Origin of the sequence: Streptomyces sp. NPDC047028, from assembly GCF_040644095.1 — a bacterium.
GTDB lineage: Bacteria > Actinomycetota > Actinomycetes > Streptomycetales > Streptomycetaceae > Streptomyces.
Genome location: NZ_JBEYVS010000003.1, coordinates 227,909 through 246,678 on the forward strand (window position 1 = coordinate 227,909; position 18,770 = coordinate 246,678).

Genomic DNA, 18,770 nt, shown 5'->3' on the forward strand with positions numbered 1-18,770 from the left:
CAGGCGTTCGCACCGGCGGTCCCCGGCTCGCCCCGGCGCGCCGGGGACCGCCCGTGTGCGCGGGCAGCGGCACAGGGCCAGGACGTCCGACTCGGCGTGCGCGGCCCCCTTCCCGGGCCGCGCCCCGACGAGCAGAACGCCTGTTCCGCTCAGGGGAACGGATGCGGCACCCGCCGCAACTCCTCCTCCCCGAGCGGCTTCGGGACCATACCCGCCCGGTACGGCGCGGTACGCAGCCTCGGCAGGGTGAGGGCCCGCTGCCGCAGCCACCCGAAGTCGATCGGCAGCAGCCCCGGAGCCAGCGTCGCCACCGTACGCAGCCCCATCCGCCGCTGCTCGGGCGTGCTCTGGTCGACGGCGATCACCTCGCAGCCCGCCTCGCCCAGCAGGTCCCGCACCAGCAGCAGATCGTCCCGGAGGTCGCCGCTGCGCGGCCGCCGCTCCTCCCAGCCGGCGAACAGTTCGTCGAGCGGAGCCGTGCGGGGCGGCTCGAGATATCCGGTGGCGTGTGCGCGCATCGCGGGCAGCCCGAACAGCGCCGCGTGGTCCGGGAGGCGCTTCACCAGGTCGAAGTCCACAGCCATGGCGGCGAGTTCGGCGGGCCGTTCGGCCACCTGGCCGGGCAGGTGCGGGATGTAGGTGAGGATCTCGGAGACCGCGGACTCCACGGCCGTCTCCGGGTCGAAGGAGGCGCCCGCCGCGAAGGCCAGGGAGCCCGGCGCGTCGTCGCGGCGGACCGCGAGCCCAGTGACGACGGGCACCGGGAGGTCCACCCGGTTGTCGAAGACGTGCACGTCGTACCCCTGGAGCGCGGCCCGTGCCACCATCGCCCGCACGCCCGGCGAGCGCACCGAGTCCAGGTCGATCTCGGGAAGCGGAAGGTCGCCGTACCAGCCGAGCAGGAAGGCGTCCCGCTCGATCAGTTCGAGCAGGCCGAAGAAGACCGCCTCCTCCCAACTGCTCCCCGTCGCACAGCCGTTGGAGCACTCGAAAACGAAGTTGTCGGCGGCCGTGCCCGCGCTGTAGTAGACGAGGCGGGCCGGGACCAGCACCGGGTGGCCGTCCCGTAGCGACCAGCCGGTGACCCACGGGATCGGCCGGCCTGGGTCGAAGGGCTCGACCATGGGGTCCTCGGCGTAGGTGCGCGGCCCGTACAGCCCGCAGGCGCGCGGATCGAGGGCGCGGTCGCCCAGCTCCTCCAGCGAGGCCGTCACCACCGGTGCACGGTGCCGGCGGTGGGTACCCGCGTACCGCTCCAGGCCCTCCAGGAAGGCCAGGTCGCGGCTGGCTCCGAAGGAGTTGGCCTGGCCGCTCCAGGTGACGTCAGTGAGACCGGCGTACCCCCGCATGAAGACGCTGCCCGCGACCGGCGCGGTGGTGGGGGAGGTGACGTCGATCCAGGTGCCGCCGCCCAGCACCCCGCACACCGGGTTGGCCAGCGCCTTCACCGGCAGCGGATGGTCCGACGCCCGGCGCAGCCGGTACGAGTCCGGGCGCGGCTTGGGCAGCGGGGCCGGGGCGGGCAGGGTGGCCTCCGCGGCCGCGCGCGAGGCCGCCTCCTCGGTGAAGGGACGGCAGCTCGGGCACATCGGCTCCGGCAGCAGGGGGAACGTCCGTACCCGCAGCGTCTCCAGGTCCAGCTCCGTGACCTGGGGCAGCTCGGCGTCCGGGCCCTCGGCCGTGTGGCGGGCGGCGCCGGAGGCGATCAGCCGGTGCAGCGACCACACCGCGTCCACGGTGTGGTCCGGCAGCACCGGCCAGGCCCCGGCCGCCGTGGTCTCCCTTCCGGTCTCCAGCGCCTCCCGCTCGGTACGGGTGCGCAGCCGCTGGCGGCGCATCGCCAGACAGGTCGCGCAGGCCGGACCGGCCCCCGGGGTGCCACCCCAGGGGCCGAGCAGCACGGCCTGTGCGGTCAGGTGCACGGTGGCCGGGCCGGCGGGGAGCCCGCTGTCGCCGAGCACGTTGGTGTCGCCGATCCGTGAGACGGCGGGCGTGGGCATCCCGGCGGCGGTGGCGCGCGCCGCCAGCCGGGAGTGGAGGTCGGCCCGCGCGGCCTCCAGTGCGGTCATCGTCGTCGTCATGTCCGGTTGCTCCAGCGGAAGATCCGGGTGGCGACGAGCCCGAAGACCAGGGCGAACACGGCGAGGCCCGCGCAGTCCAGCGCGATGTCGCCCAGGTCGCCCCGGCCGCCCATGGCGTCGGTGAGACCGTCGTTGAGGTAGTGCAGCGGCAGCACCTTGGCGGCGGTGCGCAGCCAGCCCGGCATCAGGTCGTCCGGGAAGAACGAGCCGGACAGGAACGCCATCGGCACCATCACCAGGTTGGCGATGGCCGCGACCGCCTCCGGGGTGTCCGCCAGGCTGCCGACCACCAGCCCCATGGCGAGGAACGCGGTCACCCCCAGTACCAGCAGCGGCAGCGCCGCCCACCACGGGCCCGTCAGCGCGAGCCCGAAGAACGGCAGCAGCGCCACGGCGGTGAAGAGCACGGTCTGCGTCAGCGCCACGCCCATCGCCACCGTCCAGCGCGAGGCCAGCAGGGAGCGCAGCGGGGTCGGGGTGCGCCAGATCAGCCGGAGCAGGTCGTCCCGGCGCCACTGCATCAGCGCGAATCCCACGGAGAACACAGCCGCGTTGCCCACGCCCCAGGACAGCACGCCCGGCGCGATGTAGTTGATGGAGGCCAGGCCGCCGTTGACCTTGTCGCCCTGGAAGATCAGGCCGAACAGCACCAGAAAGGCGAGCGGGAAGGCGAAGGTGAAGAAGAGGGTCGTCTTGTCGCGCACGCTCGCGACATAGGTGGCCCTGGTCAGTGCGGCGTAGGCGCTCAACGGTGGTGCTCCGATCCGGTGCCGGTCAGTGAGAGGTAGGCGTCCTCGAGGGTGGGCGTGCGCACGGAGACCGAGTCGATGTCCACCAGGTCGCCGACGGCGGGCAGCACCCGGTTGGGCACCATCGTCTCGATGACCAGGTCGGCGCCCCGCACGGTGGCCCGGTCCACACCCGCGAGCGCGAGGGCGGTCTCGGGGGAGACCTTGTCGGCAGGCACCAGGAGGCAGGTCGGCGCGGCCAGGGCACGGATCAGGCTGCGGGGCGAGTCCAGCGCGACGACCCGGCCCCCGGTGATGATCGCCACCCGGTCGCACAGCGCCTCGGCCTCGTCCAGGTAGTGGGTGGTGCAGATGATCGTCCGCCCCTCCGAACGCAACGAGCGCAGCAGCTCCCACAGTTCGCGCCGCGCCTCCGGGTCGAGGGCGGCCGTCGGCTCGTCCAGGAAGATCAGCTCCGGCTCGTTGAGCAGCGCGGTGGCCACCGCGAGCCGCTGCCGCTGCCCGCCGGAGAGATGATCGATCCGGGCGTTCGCCTTCTCGGTCAGCCCGACCCGCTCCAGAGCCGTCTTCGCGGCTTCCGGCGCCATGCCGTACAGCGCGGCCACCGTACGCAGATGCTCGGCGGCCGTCAGCCGGGCGAAGAACGCCGACGCCTGGGTCTGGACACCGATCCGGGCCAGCAGCGCGATGTCGCGCGGCCTGGGACTCTGCCCGAAGACCGTGACAGTGCCGGAGTCGGCCTCCCGCATGCCCTCCACGATCTCCACCAGGGTGGTCTTGCCCGCGCCGTTCGGCCCGAGGATGCCGAAGAACTCACCGTGGTGCACCTCCAGGCAGACGCCGTCCAGCGCCGTCACCTCCCCGTAGCGCTTGCTGACGCCGTCCAGGGCGACGACGGTCTCGGTAGCGGTGCCGCGCGGGGCGGCCTCTGTGCTGCTGTCGGGTGTGCTCATCTCGCCTTTCCTCAACTGCTGTACGTCGGGCGGGACGTGTTGCCCCGGCTCGGAGGCGGAGGAGGCGGCCGGAGCCGCCCCGGTGGTACGCCGGTCCCGCAGGCGCCGGCCGATACCGCCCAGCAGCCACAGCAGCAGGACGGCGGCGAGCAGCGCGGGCGGCAGCGACCACGCGAGCACCGCCAGGCCGTCCGGCAGCATCGCTCGCAGCACGGCCCCGCACAGCACCAGCAGCGCCGCGCTCTGCACCGCCGTCAGCAGCGCGAACCCGCCGTACAGCAGCCGCAGGTGCGCCGGGTACGCGCCGAGGCCGGGACCGCGCCGCAGCAGCCTCCGCACCGCGAGGCCGGTGAAGGTACGGGCGCCCTCGGACAGGGCGGTGACACCGAGCGCGTGCCCGAGCGCCTTGTAGCCGTCCAGTGGTGGCAGTGGCAGCAGGTTGGCCACGCCGAGGACGGTGCCGAGCAGCAGCAGCGTGCCCAGCGCGGGCCGGGCTTCGGCGCCGGAGGGGAGCAGCACCCACAGCGCGTAGAACGGGACCAGGAACAGCAAGTTGGCGAAGACGCCCGCGCACGCCGTGGCGACCTTTCGAGCTCGGCCGCCGAGGAACTGGACGTCCTCCACCTCGCAGTACAGGTAGGTGGCGAAGCAGATCCAGCGCAGTCCGATCTCCGTGACCCGGCCGCCCCAGGCCCGCGCGAACAGCCCGTGCGCCAGCTCGTGCAGGGCCAGCCCGCACCACAGCACACAGCCGATGGCGAACAGCAGCACCGGCCGGTGCGCCGTCTCCTCCGTCTGCCGCCACAGCGTCCCGGCCTGCACCATGACGGCGACGAACACACCGGCGGCCAGCGTGGTCAGCACCGCGAGCACGGCCGGCCGGCGTGCGGGCGCGGTGAGCCGGTGCAGCCGGTCCATCAGCGCGGGCGCGTCCGCCACCATCCGGGTCCGCCCGGCCAGAATCTCGTTCGGCGGCCGCTCCGGCCCGATCGGCGGTGGCGCCGCCGGGGCGGGGGAACCCTCCAGCAGGCCCCGGCCGTGCAGCAGCCGGAGCAACTGCCCCCACTGCGCCTCCCCGAGCCGGGCACCGAACGCGTCCGCGTACTCCCCGCCGATTTCCTCCAGCGTGCGCGAACCGTCCAGCCGGCTGATCAGGAAGTGCTCCTTCGGCCCCAGCTCCAGCCGCCGCCCGGTACGGGGGTCCTTCAGCAGATGGATTCGGGCCGCACCGCGCACCAGCCGGGGCCCGGCCACCAGGTCGGGGCGCACCCTGGGGCGACTGGCCAGGAAAGTCCCGGTGGTCACCCCTCACCCCCGGGGCGCCAGCCCGCCGGCGTGTCACCGGCGTCACCCGCGTCTGCCTCGGCGCGCCGCGCGCCGGCGTCCCTGAGGGCGCGGGCGAGCACGTACGACAGGAACGCCTCGTCGCGCACGGTCGTGCTGAGCCGGTTGTTGGTCATGTGCAGGTACGGCGAGAGCAGCATCGGCAGCGCCTGGGCCGGGTCGGTGGGGCGCAGGTCGCGGGTGCCGTCCCAGGAGCGGAACACCAGCGCGCCGTCTCGGGTCAGTGCGGTCGCCCGGTCGCGCAGCTCGGCGCAGTGCACGGCCCAGCCGCGCAGGAATACCGGGAGCCGTCCGGTCCCGCCCGCCGCGACCGCCGCCCGGATGTCCCGGAACCGGCCCGGCAGGCTCGCGCCCATCGCGGTGTACGCGCGGTCGTAGCCGTCGTCGGCGGTGTAGTTGGTGCCGGCGAACGCCCGGTTCCAGAAGGTGTGGTAGCGGTCCAGGAAGGACAGCAGGGCCTCGTCGTCCCGGAGGAACGTGCCGGCCATCACCGTCATCAACTGGGCCGACAGCCCGAGCAGTACGGTGCGCAGGTGGAGGTTCATCGAGCGGGCGGCCTCGATGACCAGGTCACTGGAGTGCTGGAAGTGCCACTCCGCCAGCTCGATCCCGGCCGGGCCGCCGTACTTGCCGTACTCGGGCTCGTACGGGCGGTCCTCGAAGGAGTTGTTGGGGCGCAGCACCATCCGGCCGTCCGGGCCCAGGTACTCGGCGCGCTCCTCCTCGCCGAACTCCAGGGCGAACAGGGTCTCGTAGAGGTCGGCGAAGAAGCCGTCCTTCACCTCGTACAGCGCGGGCCGCTCGCGCAGGAACGTCTCCAGGGCGGCATGCGCCCGCTCCCGGACCACGGAGGCGTCGGCGGCGCGGGCCGGTTTCAGGCGGAGGCGCAGATGCGGGCCCTCCAGCCAGTAGTTGATGAAGAAGTACCCGGCGAGTACACCCTCCTCGGTGAGGGCGTCGACCAGCGGACGGACGCACTGGAGGAGCAGCGGGCGGGGGCTGGCCGCGTAGAAGACGTGCACGGCCAGCCACTCGCCGGGCGCCTGACCGGGTAGGGCTGAGGCTTCGGTGGGAGCGGTCGTCATGGGGTGGCGTCCTCTTCGGTTCGGGCGGCCGGTACGGGCAGCAGTTCGACGGCGAGTTCGGCCACGTGCCGTCCGCGCGGTGAGGTGACGTGCAGTTCGTCCTCGGCGGGGAGCATCTCCTCGAAGACGGTCCGGGCCCGTTTCCCGGCGAGGAGGCCTTCCAGGGCGATGAGCGAGAGCGGGCTCTCGAAGTCGACGTACTGTGGCTTGGACCCGCCGAACCAGGCCGCGCCCTGCCCGTCCCCCGTCTCCTCGTGCACGGTGGCGAAGGCACGGGCGGGCAGCCCGTGCCGGACCCGCCAGCGGTGCCAGGCGAGATACCGGCCGGCGTCGGTGGTGCCGGGCGCCCGCAGCGGGAGGTGGCCGTCGGCGACGGTCCAGGACCGCCGCTGGAGCACCAGCGCGTGGTGGCGGACACGGGGGCGCCGGGTGACGCCGTCCGTCGCCTCCCCGGCCGGCACCCCGCGCCACACGTCCGGCACCGAGCGGGAGGTGGGCGAGAACAGCAGCAGGGTGCGCGGGGTCTCGGGCAGCACCATCGGCACCAGATAGCCGAGGTACACCGGGACGACCTCCCGGTCCAGGCGCCGGGAACGCAGCAGCAACCGGTCCTCGGTCTCGTCGTGCACGGCGTACAGGTCGTCCAGGTGGAGGCGGGCCTGTGCGGGGGCGGTGCTGTTCTCGCCGGGGCAGACGATCTCGTAGTCGGTCAGCCGGCCGTGCAGATTGAGGTTGGTGGTCGCGGCACCGGCCGTCACCTCGGCGAGGACCGCGCGGGGCGGCAGCACCGAACGCATGGCGTTGCGCAGCGAGTCGGTGAGTCCCGGGCCGTCCGGGCCGTCGAAGCAGTGCGTGAAGCGGGTGAAGGGGAAGCAGAGGCCGCCGTAGGAGTTGTTCAGCACGGCCAGCGGCCCGTCCTCGCGGCGGGCGAGCTGGAGGAAGTGGCTCTGCGGGCGGAACGCGGGCGCGGCGGCGCGGAGTGCTTCGGCCATCTCGTCAACGGTCGCGTCGTCGAGTACGAACTCCTCCGCACCCGCCGGTAGTTCCGCCCAGTGCTCCCGCATCCGGGCCGTGAGCGTGGCGCGGGCCCGGTCGACGGAGGTGATCTCCGGGACGCCGAGCCAGTTCTCCTCCGGGGCGTGGCCGCCGTCCGGGAGGTAGCCGTCCTTGGCCGCGGTGAACTGGAGGTACTGGCGGAAGACGTCCTCGTGGAAGTCGTGGACCAGCCGCAGCAGGTCCTTGCAGCGGCCGCCGCGTCCGTACCGGGCCACGAAGAAGCCTTTCAGGGTGAGCCGTTGGGGCAGCGCCACGTCGAAGGCGGGCAGCACCCGGCCGATCGACCGCAACGGCGCGAGGACCGGCTCGGCCCACTCGGCGAGCGGCGCGCCCGTGGTACCGGCCGACACGTCCTCGTAGAGCAACGTCTGCGGGAGCACGGGCCGTTCGGCGCCCAAGTCGGTCTGGAGAGCGGCGAGGTCCGTACGGAGTCCGGCCAGCAGGGCGCGTCGGGTGGGCACATCGGCGTCCGCGTACCGCGCGACCGCCTCGGCCGGGCCGTCCAGCCGGGCGGCGACGGTGTCCGCCCACTCCACCCCCAGGCTCCGCAACGCCTGGCGGAAGGCGCGCAGCGGGTCGGGGCTGTGCACGCCGGTGTCGAGCGACGGCAGCTGGAGCATGCCCAGTTCGCGCAGCGTCGTCAGATAGTGCCCCGCCTCCTCCTCGCCGGCACCCGTGGTGGCGGCCAGCCGGCGGGCCAGGTCGCCGTGGGTCAGGGTGCCGTCGGTGTCGCGCAGCAGCGTCAGCATCCGGTCGAGGGCACCCTGCCGGCGCAGGAAGAACAGCCGGTCCTGGGCGGCGTCGAAACTGACCGGCGCGCTGTCGTCTCCGGCCGTGACCGCCCGCCGGACATAGCGCACCCGGTCGTCGTCCCGCGTCCAGCCCGAGGCGGGTGCCACCGGCAGGTCGGCCCGGCGGGCCGGGTCGGCCACGATCAGCTCCGCGAGCCGGGTGAGGACGACCACGTTGAGCCGGGGGTGGCTCGTCCATTCGCCGCCCACCTCCGTCAGGTCGCCCCCCTCCGCGAAACCGCCGAGCGCCACGGCGGTCAGCGTGCTGAACGGGCTGGTCTTGCAGGCCGTCCGGTACACGTACGACAGCAGCGAACGCTCCATCTTCCGGGCCCGCTTGCCCGGCGCCGGGGACCGGTCGGCGGCGAACGAGTCGAGCCGCTCCTCCAGCGTGGGCGAGGCCAGCAGCAGACCCCGGCGCAGCCGGTCGTCCAGTGCCAGCCCACGCAGCGCGGCACGGGTGCGGGCCAGCGCGGCACCGAGCACCCGCTCGCCCTCGGCCCGCATCTCCTCCCAGCGCAGACGCGCGTCCAGCCAGGCGGTGAGGTCCGCGCCGGTGTCACCGCCCAGCCCCGAGGCGAAGTCGCGGGCAGCGGGGAGATCGGCGGGGACGCGGTTGTTGAAGACCTGGCGGCGCAGGGCGAGCAGGCGGCGGCGCAGGGCCGCGTCCTCAGTGGCGCCGACAGCGGCGGAGAGCGGGTCGCTCAGCCGGGTGCCCAGCGCGCGCAGCCTGTCCTCCTCGGCGGCCGTGCGGGCGGCCCAGACGGCGGCCTCCGGGGCGCGCAGCAGCTGAACGGTCTCGGCCGGGAGACCGGCCACGCGCAGCATGAAACGGCGGTGCAGGGTCACAGTGGTGTCGGCGGCTGTCGTGGCCGGGCTCATACCGTGCTGCCCCTTTCGTGTCGGGACTCCCGCGGACCGGGCAGGAGGCGGTCGGTCGGGCGGGTCATGGGGCGACGATGTCGTAGCGGTAGTCGGCGGGCCGGGGCCGCTCCTCGCCGATCATCATGATCAGCAGCGGCACCTCTCCCTGGCCGGCCACCCCGAACTCCTGCGCGTACGAGACGCAGTCGAAGCCCAGCGCGACCCCGCAGCCGGTCCCGGCGGCGGAGGCGGCGGTGTAGACGGCCTGGGCGACGGCGCCCACGGCGGCGTTGACCAGCCGCAGCCCCCGGTCGCCCACGGCGTCCAGCACCGCGTACGTCCGGGCCACCGGCACCAGCACGGCGGCCGCCTGCTCCAGGTTGTAGTTGGCGAGGAAGTAGTTCTCCTGGAGGAACGCCCCGAACGCGCCGGACTTCAGCAGCACCAGGCCGCCGGTGTCCCGGTCGTACTCGTACAGTCCCGGCGGTATGTCGCGGACGTGGTTGACGAAGACGTGGAAGCGGGTCAGCGGCGCGCCGCCCGGGGGCTCCACGTCGCTGTCCAGGTTGGCGGCCGTGACGGCGGCGGCCAGCGTCACCGACAGCGTGGCCGGGTCCAACGGTTCCCCCGCGCTGAACCGGCCGAAGCTGCTGCGCCGCTCCCGCAGCGCCCGCCGCACGGTGGTCTCCAGCGGCTCCGGGGCCGGCAGCGGCACCCGCTCGCCGTCCCCCGCCGGAGCCGCGAGCGCCGGGTCCAGCCGGCCGGGCGCGGGCCGGTCGGCGGCGCCCTCCAGCGTGGCCTCGTGCACCCGGCCCAGCGTGGGGAAGGTCAGCGTCCGGCGCGAACGCTCTTCCGGCACCCGCCGCACCGCCGCTCCCGGCGTCTCGGGGGCGGCCGCTTCCGGCGCCGGCGCGTCCCAACGCAGCGGCACCACGGCGAACACCCCGTCCTCGGCGGGGTCCAGCCCCAGCAGGCGTCCGATGCGCGGTTCGTCGAACCACAGGGCGGTGCCCAGCCGCAGTCCGTGCGCCCGCGCCCACATCCGCCAGGTCTCCAGCAGGGCGCCGATATCCATCGTCACGGCGTGGTAGGAGAAGCTGTTGTACTTGAAGGCGTTCTGCCAGAAGGTCACGCCCAGCACCATGAACTGATCGGTGTCGGCGTCCGTCAAGTCACCCAGTGCAGCCCGGACTTCTCCGGTCACGTCACCGGACAGCAGCCGGTTCAGCCGGTGGTGCCGGGTGTCGTAGTAGTAGACGCCCGGTGTGAGGGGGCCGCTCGCGCCGCTCACCCAGTGCACGCCGACCGGGTACAGGCCGCCGCCCGACGCGGTGCCGCGCGACCAGTTGGCGTGGGTGTGGAACGGCAGCGAAGCCAGGTCCGTGTTGGCCTGCACGGCCAGCCGGCGTCCGGTCAGCCCGTAGGAGTCCCGGAGCATCGCGCCCAGCAGGGGCAGCGTGAACGCGCCCGTACCCGGCTCGCCGAACAGGCCCCGGCCCAGCGTGGCGTCGTCCGCGCAGCCGCCGTCGGGCAGCGGGAAGGAGGGCGCGCCGGGGAAGTACTTGCCCTTGCGGGGCCGGTCGGCCCAGTCCGGCACGAAGTCGGCCGGCTCCATGGGGGTTCTGCCCCGCCGCATCACCGCGGTCGCGTACTCATGGGCGTATCCCATGGCCACTCCCTAGTCAGCTCGTCTGTGGCGGACGCCCGGCGGTTCGGGCCGGGCGTCCGGGATGTCGTTGGTGCGGACAACCGCGGGGGCGGTCAGGGGAAGGGGTGCGGGGCCGGATTGCAGTCGTCCGGCGACAGGTCCGCCGTACGCAGCCCGGCCTCCCGCAGCGCCGTGCGGGTACGGGGGAGCCACGGGCCGCGCTGCCGGCTGAAGCCGAAGTCGATCGGGAGGAGACCGGGCACCAGCACCTTGGCCGTGCTCAGCCCCAACCTCCGCTGCTCCGGGGCGGTCTGGTCGACCACGATCACGTCGAAACCGCGTGCGGTCACGTCCGCCACGACCGCCTCCACGTCCGCGCACAGGTCCGCCGGGCGGGGCCGGGGGCGGTCCGGGGCGAGCGAGGCGAGCGGAACCCGGTCAGCGTCGTCCCGGTCGCGCAGCAGGAAGTCGGTGTACGGGCCCATCTCGGGCAGCCCGTACAGCAACGGATGGTCGTGCAGCACCCGCACCTCGTCGAAGTCGGCCGCCATCCGGCGCAGCCGCCGCTCCTCGCGGGCGGTACGGCGACGCAGGTTGACCGAGTCGGTGGCGATCTCGCACAGCCCGCCCGCGAGCGCGTCCTCCGGGTCGAGCGAGGCGCCCGCGCCGAAGCACAGCAGCCCCGGCCCACCGTCCACCCGCTCGGCCACCGCGGTCACCACCGGCACCGGGAAGCTGATCCGGGTGTCGAAGAACCGCGCCCGGTACCCGTACATCGCGAGCCGGTCCACCATCGCGCGCGTCGCGGGCCGGGCACTGCTCGCGGGGTCGATCTCGGGCAGCCTGGCCCGGCCGAACCAGGCCAGCAGGAAGGCGTCACGCTCGATGGTCTCCATCAGTCCGTGATGCACGGCCTCGGCCGGACTCCCGCCCGAGGCGCAGCCGTTGGAGCTTTCCTGCACGAACCGGCGCCGGATGCCGCCCGGCGCGTGGTAGTACGCGACCACCTCGGGGACGAGGACCGGCCGGTCGTCCCGCAGCGACCAGCCCCACACCCACTGGACGGGCCGGTCCGGTGCGAACCGGGGCGCGCCGGCCGCCTCCGCGTCGAAGGTGTCCGGGTACAGCCCGGTGATCCGGGGGTCGACCGCCGTGTCGCCGAGCTCCTCCAGCGTGGCCGTGACGACCGGCCGCCGGGCGCGGGCCCGCATCCCCGCGTACCGCTCCAGCCCCTCCAGGAGCCCGACCCGCACGCTCGTGCCGTACGCCCCGGTGTGCCCGCCCCAGTAGCACTCGCGCAGATAGGCGCCGGAGCGGGTGGTGAAGGCGCCGACGGCCGACGAGGTGGAGGCCGACGTCAGATCGGGCACCACGGACGGGCCGAGCATCCCGGTCACCGGGTTGGCGAAGCCCTCCGACGCCAGGTCGTACGCGGACAGCGGCCGGGTACGGAAGCTGCCCGGCGCGTGCTCCGGGGCGGGTTCCAGGGCGATCCGGGCACCCTCGGCCGTGTCGTCCGGCCGGTCCGCGCAGACCGGGCACTCCCCGTCCGGCACCAGCGGGAAGCGGGTGACCCGCAACGTCTCCAGGTCCAGCAGCCACACCCACGGATGGCGTACGGCAGGCGGGTGCGCGTCGGCCGCGGAGACGAGCGCGGCCAGCGCGTCCACCACGAAGTCGGCACCCCACGGCGGGGCCCCGGTCGCGCGGGTGGGCCCGCCCTGCTCCAGTGCGTCCCGCAGGAACCCGGCGCGTACCGCCTGCCAGCGGCGGGCCAGGCAGCGCGGACACCCATGTCCGCCGGCGGGAGCCACCGGGCCGACCACGGCGTGATGCCCGTACAGGCCCACGGGGATCACATCGGGAGCGAACTCCGCCTTGGCGTCGCTGAATTCGTCGCAGACGCCCAGTGCCGTCACCACGGCGTCCCGGCCGGGGACCCGGGAGGCGAGCGCGGTGGTCAGCCGCTCGCACACCTGGTCCCAGGGCGCGTCGACGGCGACCGGCGCCGCCTCCGTCTCAGTGGGCACCGGGCCCGCCACGGGTGAGCAGCACGCGCACGGCATGGATCTCGCCCGCCGCCAGGTCCGGCGCGGCCACCGGCACCGCCAACGCGTCCCGCCCGGCCGCAGCCAGCGCTTCCAGCACCCCCGCCCAGTCGGTCCCCTCGGCCCGCAGGGGTACCGGCTCGCCCTCGGGGACCAGCGCCGCCGCCTCCAGGTCGGCCCACAGCGGGTCGCCGAGGTCCGGCTCGGCGCCGGCCCGCCGCATCTGCTCCGCGCCGAGCAGATCGCGCAGCGCCTCCAGCACCGCCTCGCGCGGACGCAGACCGCTGCCCGGCGCCCAGCGCCCCGCCCCGCTCCCCGGGTCGGTGCAGCGGGCCAGGGCCACGGACAGCGCGGTGGACCCCGCTCCGGTCAGGTCCAGCACCTCCACCGCGACGCCCAGGTTCTCGGCCGAGCGCAGCAGGAACAGCAACTCGGCGTCATCGGTAAGGGAGTTCGGGTTCACCAGCCGTACCGGCGCTGTCCTGCGGATCGCCCGGCGCAGGGCGTCGTGGGCGAGGGCGGAGCGCAGGGCGCGGACGAGGGCCGCCCGGGGGGTGCCCGCGGCGCCCGTACCGGCCGAGGTGCGCTCGAACAGGCCCTGGTCGTTCCAGCCGCCCAGGGTGCGCACCGCGCCGGTGGGCACCAGCACGGTCCGCCCGTCCAGCAGCGAGGTCGCCTCCGACCAGGCGGCGATCCGGTCCGCGGGCGCGTTCAGCCCACTGGACAGGACGAGTTCGGCCGGCGCGATCCGGCTCCCCTCGCCGCCCACCCGAGGCGGCACCACATGCTCGGCGTACACCTCCGCGCCCCGGAACAGCGCGGCGAGCCGAGCCCCGGCCACATGGTGCACGTCGATCGCGGAGACCTCGCGCAGGCGGCCGGGAGAGACGCCCACGCGTACGGTGCTCACCTTGAGCGGGGTCTGCTCCCAGTCGTCGTCGGCATAGCCGCCGAACACCCCGGCGGCCTCGCGGACCAGCACGTCCCGCAGCTCCAGCGCGGCCAGCGCTCCCTTGGCCGCCGCCTCGTCCGCCGGGCCGTCGGCGGGCAGTGCCACCGGCTCGTCGTCCGCGTGCGGACCCCGCAACGCGGCCCCGTCCGGAGCCTTGGGCTCCCCGGAGGCGCAGAACCGGCAGCGGGGATGCGGCAGCAGCGGCTCGGCGAGCACGTCCAGGGAGTTCAGGTCCTGCACGATGACCCGGTTCCGGGTCTCGGCCGGCAGCGCCTCCGTCACGAGCCGGAACACCTCGAACGACAGCAGGTTGCCGAGCATCCCCGCGAGCGGCCCGGTGGGCACCCGCGCGGGCGTCCCCAGCGGCGCGGCCGGACCGAGGCCGGACCACAGGTCGGCGCTGTCGGCCGCGTCCGAACCCGCGCCCAGCCGCAGCGCGGCGCAGGACCAGCAGCCCGGCGTCCCGGCCGTCATCACCGGCCCGACCACCGCCCGCTCCCCGAAGGTCCACGCCCCGAGCAGCCGCCGCCCGACGGGCACGCCCTCGGTGAGCAGCCGCAGCAGTTGAGCGGGCGCGCCCGCCCCGGTCACCAGCACGGTGTCCCAGCCGTCCAGGTCGGCCCAGCCCAGTGTGCCCCCGGGCAGCCGCGTCAGCGCGGGCGCGCAGCCCGCCTCGGTGAGCCCCGCGACCTCCGCGTCCAGGCCGGCCGTGCCGCGGGGCTCGTCGTCGAGGGCGCCCTCCGCCGCGTCCTCGACCGTGACGGCCACCGTGGCACAGCCGTTGCGCAGCAGACCCAGCGCGGCCCACCTCGCCATCTCGTCGTCCCCGAGCACCGCGACACGAGTGTCCCGGTAGCGGGTGAACCTGCCGTGGGCGTCGTCGGCGTAGTGATCCAGATAGTCGAGCTGATGGGCGAAACGTGCCGTCACCTGCGGTGACAACGTGCTGCCGGTGGGTCTTGGCCCGGCATCCCGGGCGAAACCACGCGCGTAGAGTGCGCGCACGAGTCGGACCACCATGTCGCGCTGCTTGTCCCCCAGGCCGGCACAGAGTTCCTCGACCCGGCGCTCTCCGTCGAGATGGGGCACGATCAGCGCGGCGAAGCGGTACGCGGACTGGGTGACGACGTTGAAGCCGCCGTGCGCGTTGTGGAACAGCACGCCGTCCGGCGTGCGGGTGAACAGGACGTCGCGGCGGATGCGGGGCCGCGAACGGGCGATCTCCTCGTGGGACTGGGGAGCAGGCGCCATGCTGGACAACCTCCGTGAAGAACGTTGGAGCGGTCAGTCGACGGGGGGTGGGGGCTTCTTGGCCGGGTCGTGCGGTGCGGTGGCCGGGAGGCTGGTGCCGACCGCCTGGACGAAGAGCCGCAGCAGGTCGTGGACCCGGTATCGGCCCGACGGGTCCTCCTCCAGCAGCCCGGCGTCGACCAGTGCACGCAGCACCAGCGCGCCCGGCGCCGGCGGAGAGGCCCGCTCCAGCGCGGACGACGCCCCGGCCGCCCGAGAGGGCGGCACACCGGCCGCGGGCAGCGCCGGGCGCCCGCCGTACGGCTCGCCGCGCAGCACCGCGAGCTGGAGACCGCGCAGCACCGCTCCCGGCTCCACCCCCAGTTCGGAGGTGAGATGGGCGTGGATACGGCGGTACTCCGCGAGCGCCTCGGCCCGGCGGCCCGAGCGGTACAGCGCCTCGATGAGCAGTGCCGACAGCCCCTCGTGGCCGGGCTGGGCGTGTACCGCCTCGCGGGCCTCGGCGATCATCTCCCGGTGTCTGCCCAGGCGGAGTTCGCCGTCGAAGACCCGCTCCACGGCGAGCAACCGCTCCTCGGCCAGGCGTGGCACGTGGTCGCGGTGCAGCTCGTCGGAGTGGACATTGCCGAGCAGCGGCCCCTTCCACAGTCCCAGCGCCGCCCGCGCCAGCCGCAGCGCGGACTCCGGCTCGTCGCCGGCCGAGGCACGGCCGAGCAGGTCGCGGAAGTGGAGCAGGTCCAGGGTCTCGGCGTCCGCATGGAGCCGGTAACCGCCGGGCACCGCCTCGATGGCGTGGTCGGCGACCCCGTACTTGGAGAACAGACGGCGCAGTCGGAGAACACAGGTGTGCAGCGCCGATCTTCCGCCGGACGGTGGACGGTCCCCCCACACCACGCGCTGGAGCAGCTCGCCCGAGACCACGGCACCGGGGTGCAGCAGCAGGGCGGCCAGCAGTGAGGTCGGTTTGGAGGGCTGGAGGACGACGGTTTCGTGACCGTCGGTGATGGCCAGCAGGCCGAGGACCTGGAAGCGGGGGCGGCCCGGATGCGCCGCGGTGGCCTGCTGGTCAGGAAGGGCGCCGACGGGTGTGGGGAGTCCGGTCTTCACCAAAGCCTTTCGCCTCGCACGGTAAGTGATGAAGCAACTGCCTGGCACAGCAGGGCACTTGACCACGCCAGAGGTGTAGGACGTGAACAAGTGGACTGCCGAGACGGGAACTTAGAAGCGAACCGGTCGGCCCGTCCAGAGGTTGGTGCGAAACACCTGATGACGAGCGGGGGACGTGAAGGCCGTTGCGCCGAGCGGTGTTGGCGGGGCCCTTCCGGGGCATACCCTCCCGGTGACGTGGCACGGCGCGCTCCCCGTGACCGGCGCGCGGGAGAGGAATCTCAATGAGCGTCCGGGAGGACCGGGCGTCCATTCCTCGCGGGCCATCAACGGCAAACACCATCAGCCATACCCGGTCCTCCCGGACCGCCTCACATTCTCAGGGAACAACCATGTCGTGGTGGGCGCTGATCCCGGTCGTCTCGATGATTACCGGACCGGTCGTGCTGTACGTCCTGAACCGCCGCAAGCGCGACGCCGACGCCGACGAGCGGTACGAGGAGCTGTCCCACAGGTACGACGAACTGCTGGCGGAGAACCGGCGGCTCGAACCCCCGGCCTCCGGGGACCAGCGCGGCTGACTCTCGCCCGAACCTGGCGATCGCGCCGGGCGGGTCCGGCAGCCGGCGCAGGTTCTGCCACGGCGGCAGCGAGAGCCCGAGGTCCGGGTGCCGGCCGGTGCCCTCGACGCCCCAGGACCGGCCGGTGAGACCGTCCGACGTCTCGGCAGTGCGGGCGAAACGGCGAGCGAGAGATGGCCCCCAGTCGTCGTCCTCAACAGCGGGAACGCCTACGACGCGGTCGCCTGTCTCTTCGGGGTGCGCAACTCGTTCGGGTTCGCGCCGTTGGCCGACCATCGCGGTCTGCCGGAGGACGTGTCGGACGAGGTGCGGGCGGCCTTCACCGCGTATGGCGGGCCCGAGGACACCCATGGGACCACCTGGATCACCTGGGCCGAACTGATCGACGCCGACTGGGACGAGACCGACGGCTCTGGCCGGCGGAGCCGTCGCGCGGTCGCCGGTGACACGACGCACTGGGGGCCCGTGTGGGAGGTGGTGCGCATTCTGGGCGGGCTGCACGGTCCAAAGAACGTGCGGCTCGTCGTCCGGTTCGGCTGATCGTCTCGCGTTTGTTGACGGGGGGATTCCGGTTTTATGGGTTCTTGAAAGGGCAGGTCAGGGGTGGGTCAAGGGGGTGGGGGCGGGTGGATCTGTGCTGATGGCCACAGCGGGGCGGATGTTTGGAGGCGCATACTGAGCCATGACAAAGCCTGCTGCGCCGAAGCGTCATCTGCCTACCAGCCCCTTCCGTGCGCCGGTCCCGCCGGCGCCCAAGCACTTCGCTGTGGGGGACCAGGTCTCGCACGACATGTACGGCCTCGGCCGGGTCATCGGCGTCGAGGACGGAGTCGCCGCGCTCGTGGACTTCGGGTCGGCGCAGATGCGGATCTTGAGTCCGTACGCCAAGATGGCCAAGTTGTAGAACCGCCGTGCCCGGTTACGGCACACCAGTCCCTTCCGGGGCTGAAGCGAAAGAGAGTCCCCTCATCGAACCGACATCGCTGTTCTCCGCCCTGGAGGAGCAGCCCCGCTGCTCCACCGCCGCGTCGCCGCCCCCGGCGACCAATCCCTTCCGGGCCCCCGACATCCGGGAAGACGACCATGAGCGGGAGCCTGCCGGCTCGGACGCCGGGTCCGCGGGGGTCGAGGCGGCCTAGCCGTCACCGTGGCCCACTTTTATTGGCTGTTCCTGCCTCGGGGCCCCGCCCTACGATGGCGCGATGACGTCGATCAAGAAGGTCCAGGTCACCTTCGACTGCGCGGAACCCGAGCGCGTCGCCCGCTTCTGGTGCGAGGTCCTGGGGTACGTCGTGCCCCCGCCCCCGGAGGGGTTCGCCAGCTGGAGCGAGTACGACCAGTCGCTCCCTCCAGAGCGTCAGGGCGCCGGGTTCGTCTGCGCCGATCCGTCCGGCGTGGGCCCGCGGCTGTACTTCCAGCGGGTTCCCGAGGGCAAGGTCGTCAAGAACCGGGTCCACCTCGACGTACGGGTCGGCACCGGGCTCCAGGGCGAGGAGCGCGTCGCCGCGCTGGAGGCCGAATGCGCCCGGCTGGTCGCACTCGGCGCCGTACGCGGGAAGCTGCTGCTCGCTGACGAGTACAACGAGTCGTGCCTCGGAATGCAGGACGTCGAGGGCAACGAGTTCTGCCTCGACTGAGTGACCGGCGCCGGCCTTCCCGCCCGCGCCCTCAGCGGGCCTGCTCCCCCAGCACCACCTCCGCCCAGACCGTCTTGCCCATCGGCCGCCGGGGCGCCGAACCCCACCGCACCGCCAGAACATCCACGAGCAGCAGTCCCCTCCCGGACTCCCCCTCGGGATACGACACCGGCGGCGTCACCGGCGGCCGCTTCCCCGATGCCGCGTCCGCGACCTCGATACGGACCACCCCCGCGTCGGCGTCCACTGACAGCCGCAGCCCGAACTCGTGTCCCGGCAACCGCCCGTGCTGTACGGCGTTCGCCGCGAGTTCCGCTACGACCAGGGCCACCGCGCACGACTCGCCCGACTCCGGCGGCCGGCCCCACTCCTCCATGCGCCGTACGGCCGCCCGCCGGGCCAGCCGCGCGCCCTTCGGTGTCGACGCGAACTGCCCCGTGAACACGCGGGGTTCGGAGGCTTCGGGTGCCCCGGATGCCGAAGTCGTCGTTCCTGTCAGCACTGCGCTTCCGTCCTTGTCCGTCGAGCCCGAGCAGGCGTACGTCCGTCGTGTACGAGTCGTCACGTTCCGTACTCAAGCCTCGTCCGCTCGCCCTACGCTCGACAGGTGACGCAGCCTTACT

At 73.7% G+C, this 18,770-nt stretch carries 14 protein-coding genes; 4 read left to right on the forward strand and 10 right to left on the reverse strand.

Going from position 1 to position 18,770, the window contains the following annotated elements; genetic code table 11:
* Positions 1 to 149: 149 nt before the first annotated feature.
* The 9 genes from ABZ854_RS04605 to ABZ854_RS04645 all read right to left on the reverse strand — a co-directional run bounded on the left by ABZ854_RS04605 (position 150) and on the right by ABZ854_RS04645 (position 15,929).
* Complete coding sequence (locus ABZ854_RS04605) at positions 150 to 2,081, reverse strand: TOMM precursor leader peptide-binding protein (protein ID WP_361204125.1); 1,932 nt, start codon at positions 2,079 to 2,081, stop codon at positions 150 to 152.
* Positions 2,078 to 2,830: an ABC transporter permease gene (locus ABZ854_RS04610; RefSeq protein ID WP_361204128.1), complete on the reverse strand. Its 753-nt coding sequence runs from the start codon at positions 2,828 to 2,830 to the stop codon at positions 2,078 to 2,080. The genes ABZ854_RS04605 and ABZ854_RS04610 overlap by 4 nt, the downstream gene beginning before the upstream one ends.
* Positions 2,827 to 3,783, reverse strand: a complete 957-nt coding sequence (locus ABZ854_RS04615; protein WP_361204350.1) for an ABC transporter ATP-binding protein — start codon at positions 3,781 to 3,783, stop codon at positions 2,827 to 2,829. The genes ABZ854_RS04610 and ABZ854_RS04615 overlap by 4 nt, the downstream gene beginning before the upstream one ends.
* A gap of 1,301 nt (positions 3,784 to 5,084) precedes the next feature.
* A complete protein-coding gene (locus tag ABZ854_RS04620; protein ID WP_361204130.1) occupies positions 5,085 to 6,212 on the reverse strand; it encodes a lantibiotic dehydratase C-terminal domain-containing protein in 1,128 nt (375 codons plus the stop codon).
* On the reverse strand, positions 6,209 to 8,941 hold the full coding sequence (locus ABZ854_RS04625) for a lantibiotic dehydratase (RefSeq protein ID WP_361204133.1): 2,733 nt from the start codon (positions 8,939 to 8,941) through the stop codon (positions 6,209 to 6,211). The genes ABZ854_RS04620 and ABZ854_RS04625 overlap by 4 nt, the downstream gene beginning before the upstream one ends.
* A gap of 64 nt (positions 8,942 to 9,005) precedes the next feature.
* On the reverse strand, positions 9,006 to 10,592 hold the full coding sequence (locus ABZ854_RS04630) for a SagB family peptide dehydrogenase (protein ID WP_361204136.1): 1,587 nt from the start codon (positions 10,590 to 10,592) through the stop codon (positions 9,006 to 9,008).
* A gap of 92 nt (positions 10,593 to 10,684) precedes the next feature.
* Positions 10,685 to 12,601, reverse strand: coding sequence for a TOMM precursor leader peptide-binding protein (locus tag ABZ854_RS04635; RefSeq protein WP_361204139.1), 1,917 nt, complete (start codon positions 12,599 to 12,601; stop codon positions 10,685 to 10,687).
* Positions 12,591 to 14,822: a TOMM precursor leader peptide-binding protein gene (locus ABZ854_RS04640; protein ID WP_361204142.1), complete on the reverse strand. Its 2,232-nt coding sequence runs from the start codon at positions 14,820 to 14,822 to the stop codon at positions 12,591 to 12,593. The genes ABZ854_RS04635 and ABZ854_RS04640 overlap by 11 nt, the downstream gene beginning before the upstream one ends.
* A gap of 33 nt (positions 14,823 to 14,855) precedes the next feature.
* Positions 14,856 to 15,929: an AfsR/SARP family transcriptional regulator gene (locus ABZ854_RS04645; RefSeq protein ID WP_361204145.1), complete on the reverse strand. Its 1,074-nt coding sequence runs from the start codon at positions 15,927 to 15,929 to the stop codon at positions 14,856 to 14,858.
* Positions 15,930 to 16,321: 392 nt separating this feature from the next.
* Here ABZ854_RS04645 and ABZ854_RS04650 point away from each other — a divergent pair, with 392 nt between their 5' ends.
* From ABZ854_RS04650 to ABZ854_RS04665, 4 genes are all read left to right on the forward strand, one after another.
* Entirely contained in the window at positions 16,322 to 16,510 is a 189-nt protein-coding gene (locus tag ABZ854_RS04650; RefSeq protein ID WP_361204148.1) for a hypothetical protein, read from the forward strand.
* Between the two features lie 87 nt (positions 16,511 to 16,597).
* Complete coding sequence (locus ABZ854_RS04655) at positions 16,598 to 17,050, forward strand: hypothetical protein (protein WP_361204151.1); 453 nt, start codon at positions 16,598 to 16,600, stop codon at positions 17,048 to 17,050.
* A 142-nt stretch (positions 17,051 to 17,192) separates the two neighbouring features.
* The gene (locus tag ABZ854_RS04660; protein ID WP_129307751.1) at positions 17,193 to 17,414 is read left to right on the forward strand and encodes a hypothetical protein; all 222 of its coding nucleotides are present in this window, start codon (positions 17,193 to 17,195) and stop codon (positions 17,412 to 17,414) included.
* 298 nt (positions 17,415 to 17,712) lie between these two features.
* Positions 17,713 to 18,147, forward strand: coding sequence for a VOC family protein (locus ABZ854_RS04665; RefSeq protein ID WP_361204154.1), 435 nt, complete (start codon positions 17,713 to 17,715; stop codon positions 18,145 to 18,147).
* A 31-nt stretch (positions 18,148 to 18,178) separates the two neighbouring features.
* Here ABZ854_RS04665 and ABZ854_RS04670 read toward each other — a convergent pair whose 3' ends face one another.
* Positions 18,179 to 18,592, reverse strand: coding sequence for an ATP-binding protein (locus ABZ854_RS04670; protein WP_361204157.1), 414 nt, complete (start codon positions 18,590 to 18,592; stop codon positions 18,179 to 18,181).
* Positions 18,593 to 18,770: the final 178 nt, after the last annotated feature.

Bases quoted from the DNA above. Each gene is read 5' to 3' on its own strand.
- ABZ854_RS04605 (WP_361204125.1), bottom strand. From the start codon at position 2,081: ATGACGACGACGATGACCGCACTGGAGGCCGCGCGGGCCGACCTCCAC.
- ABZ854_RS04620 (WP_361204130.1), bottom strand. From the start codon at position 6,212: ATGACGACCGCTCCCACCGAAGCCTCAGCCCTACCCGGTCAGGCGCCC.
- ABZ854_RS04665 (WP_361204154.1), top strand. From the start codon at position 17,713: ATGACGTCGATCAAGAAGGTCCAGGTCACCTTCGACTGCGCGGAACCC.
- ABZ854_RS04660 (WP_129307751.1), top strand. From the start codon at position 17,193: ATGACAAAGCCTGCTGCGCCGAAGCGTCATCTGCCTACCAGCCCCTTC.
- ABZ854_RS04650 (WP_361204148.1), top strand. From the start codon at position 16,322: ATGTCGTGGTGGGCGCTGATCCCGGTCGTCTCGATGATTACCGGACCG.
- ABZ854_RS04625 (WP_361204133.1), bottom strand. From the start codon at position 8,941: ATGAGCCCGGCCACGACAGCCGCCGACACCACTGTGACCCTGCACCGC.
- ABZ854_RS04640 (WP_361204142.1), bottom strand. From the start codon at position 14,822: ATGGCGCCTGCTCCCCAGTCCCACGAGGAGATCGCCCGTTCGCGGCCC.
- ABZ854_RS04630 (WP_361204136.1), bottom strand. From the start codon at position 10,592: ATGGGATACGCCCATGAGTACGCGACCGCGGTGATGCGGCGGGGCAGA.
- ABZ854_RS04615 (WP_361204350.1), bottom strand. From the start codon at position 3,783: ATGAGCACACCCGACAGCAGCACAGAGGCCGCCCCGCGCGGCACCGCT.